We start from the raw sequence: 2,959 nt of genomic DNA on the forward strand, positions 1-2,959 counted from the left end.
GACATAATGTATATATATAAGCATCATAGTTTTAATAAAGCATATAAATAATCAAGTAGATCAAAGCGTTACTGGCCCTTTGAACTAATGTTTTTGTATTTTGCGTTTTGTTACTATTCAGGGGTTAGGTAGCCCTTTGATCTACTTGATTATTTATATGCTTTATTAAAACTATGATGCTTATATATATACATTATGTCAAGCCTCCCGGTTAGCGGCGCATAGTCACACACGTCACCAGTATAAGTACTGCCACAGCGGCGAGTGTTAGCCCGCCGAATCCGCCAGCTACCCGCTGCACCCATGTCATTGCCGTGCCAGACATGTCAGGAAAAACTTGGTTGTTATGGCTCGCCCCATAAGGGACGATGTGATCCTTCGGCGGCTCACACGCTGCCATGCATGTCGTTTTGGCACTGCACACAGATACCTTGAATGCCGGGGATGCTGATGCTGTAGAGAAATGCAGGGTTATCTTGCCATCTGTTTTGATGTCCACAGCTGCCTCCTGTATGGTGGCTACGTTCGAATGAGAATGGACAGCACATTTTCCGGGTTTGTCGGTTTTGAAAGTCAGAGTCGCAATCCCGCCGAAGTCCGATGAGTGCGTGCAGACCGCCACTTGGCACTCCAGGTTTGTGACGGCAGGTGCATCAATCACGCGCGTAAACGCGGAGTCCGGGATGTCCATGGAGACTGGGATGTTGCCAACGGCGCAATTTTCTGCTCTAACTGGGTTGGTCTTGATTACGCATCCAAAGGGAGCCTTGTCATTCAGCGACGTGCCTCTCTCTTTTATCCAGTACTTAAAGCCAGAAGGGGTCTGTGTGTAAGGCACGTGAACAGTACCGGACGAAGGTCTTGACAACTTGAGGGCGGTGTTGGCATACAGGTCCTTGCTCTCTACCGTCCTGCTCTGGATGTCTCCAAACCTTCCTGGTTGTCCTGACCCGTAGGGTGGGAAGTCCAGGTTGTAGACGTCGTTCTTATAGACGACAATCTTGTTGTCGAAAGGCGTCCAGGCAGTGGAGATTGGACCAAAAGTAAACCTGCTGCCTCCGACGGTCACTGTGTGCTCCCCGTTGACGAACGCCGTTGTTGTCTGATTGAGGTTCCCGTAGCTTATTCGGATGGTGGCTTTCATTGCCGCAGTATGCGCCTTGTAGGCCGCGGCATGGTCGTGCTTGCATACGTCCGATCTGTCAACGTATGCTTCACTCAGCTGGGTGTTCTCAGTGTCGCAGAAGCAGTATGCGCCGCCCCACATAAATGGGTACACTCCTGTGTAGACCTGGCATTGATAGTCGGGGCGCTCCATGGATCTGCATTCTGATGTCCCGCAGCACTTGATATAAGGTGACGGCACGACTGTCTTGTATTCACAGGTTATGTACTCTAAGTTTAGTGTGGGTTCCAAGCTGGTTCCAAGTACCTCAAGCTGTAGGGTCATCGGGGAGAAGCCGTTCCTCTCAATGTGAGCCTTATACGGGAATCCCACCACATTCGGGATCGTTGCGGTGTGTTCGTAAGATTTTACGACGGGAGTTCCCAGGCTCACCAACACTAAAAAAGATAGCGGTTTGCAGCAGCAAAGCAGGTTCTTCAGGCAGCATACAAGTATGATTATGGCAGCGAGCGGCGTTGCAAGCTCCAGCCAAAACAGGGTTTGATTCTCATCCCATAGATACGCCATAGATTCCGCAAACGACGCGGCATGCGCTCGTGGTGCGCAGCATAGTACTCCTAGTGTTACCGGGACGACGGCTCCGGGGGTCAGGGCGTATGGGGTCAGGCACTTGCGGCGTGCAGTGGCGAACATGTAACATGACGCCAGCAGCGATAGTACGACTGCGAGACACGCGGCTGAGACAGCGACGATGGTGGCTGCTGGGTATAGCCCATAGTAATAGAGTATGATCTCGTGCGGCCACCCATGGGGTTTGCCTTCAGTTGTCAGCTGGGCCCACAAGCGCACGGGTGGGTTGTTTCCCCATCTGTACTCTATCCCATCTTCGGTCACCGGTATGGTCCGTTCGACGTATCGGTCTATCCACTCCTCATACGGACGCGGATCTGCTCCTAGACTCCGGTACGTCAACAGCGTGGGATGATCTGGATGCAGTTTCACTGTCAGTTCTCTCTTTCCGTATGTGACACCTGGTGCACGTGCAAGGGGCACCCTGCATGTGGAGTTGGTCAGAGGGAAGGGTACGTGCACTTTACCTTTGCGAGACAACTGGTCGGCTCTAGGGACAAACGAGGAGGTGTACTGCCACTTATCGTGGTTAGTCACCGCAGCGTGGCACTGTGCTATTTTGCACGAATTGATAGTCTTGTCGCTACTGGTGGTGCCCACGTTGCCACTACCACACGTGCAGTTGTATCTGATGGTTTTTCCTCCTGCTGTGATCTTTACGTTACCTGACCGCTGCGACAGCAACGTTATGTCTGGGATATCCGGTGGGGTATGCATGTAGATCTCTTCCTCCGTCGGTGCGGTAGTCAGCTGGTACGTTGTGCATGGCACTTCGATACCGAAGTGGGGCCTGACGGTGAATTTTTCTCTGCCTACTGGGGCCGGAGCGTGTTTGTACTGCACTTTGCAGGCCTGTGTGTGCGATTCTGCATCTTGGAACTGGACCTTTAGTTCGCCCCCTGGAGGGCAGTAGGCCACGATGAAGTGGCCCATCGTGCCTCGAATAGCGCACACACCGGAAGTATGCACTTGTAAAGAATCCCGGTTTGCCTCTTTCATGTCATGCCCGGCGATGTACCTGATTTTGCTGTGTTCGTGTGTTCCTCCTTTGTTGATGCCAATTTGCGCTGCGACCTGGATCTTTATCATGCCATCGGAAGCCTCATCCCTAATTTTTTCTATAGCCACCGGGCTGTAACAGAACTGCCCGTCTCCGCAGTCCGCGCAATACGCTAGGTACGGTTTCGTGGCCTTGTAGACATT

Annotated in this window: 1 protein-coding gene; it reads right to left on the reverse strand. The window is 52.1% G+C overall.

Going from position 1 to position 2,959, the window contains the following annotated elements; genetic code table 11:
• Nucleotides 1-211: 211 nt before the first annotated feature.
• Nucleotides 212-2,959: hypothetical protein (locus tag MFF13_RS26705; RefSeq protein WP_238273408.1), on the reverse strand; the 2,748-nt coding region annotated here is incomplete at its 5' end.

The organism is Methylobacterium cerastii, from assembly GCF_022179125.1.
Classification (GTDB): domain Bacteria; phylum Pseudomonadota; class Alphaproteobacteria; order Rhizobiales; family Beijerinckiaceae; genus Methylobacterium; species Methylobacterium cerastii.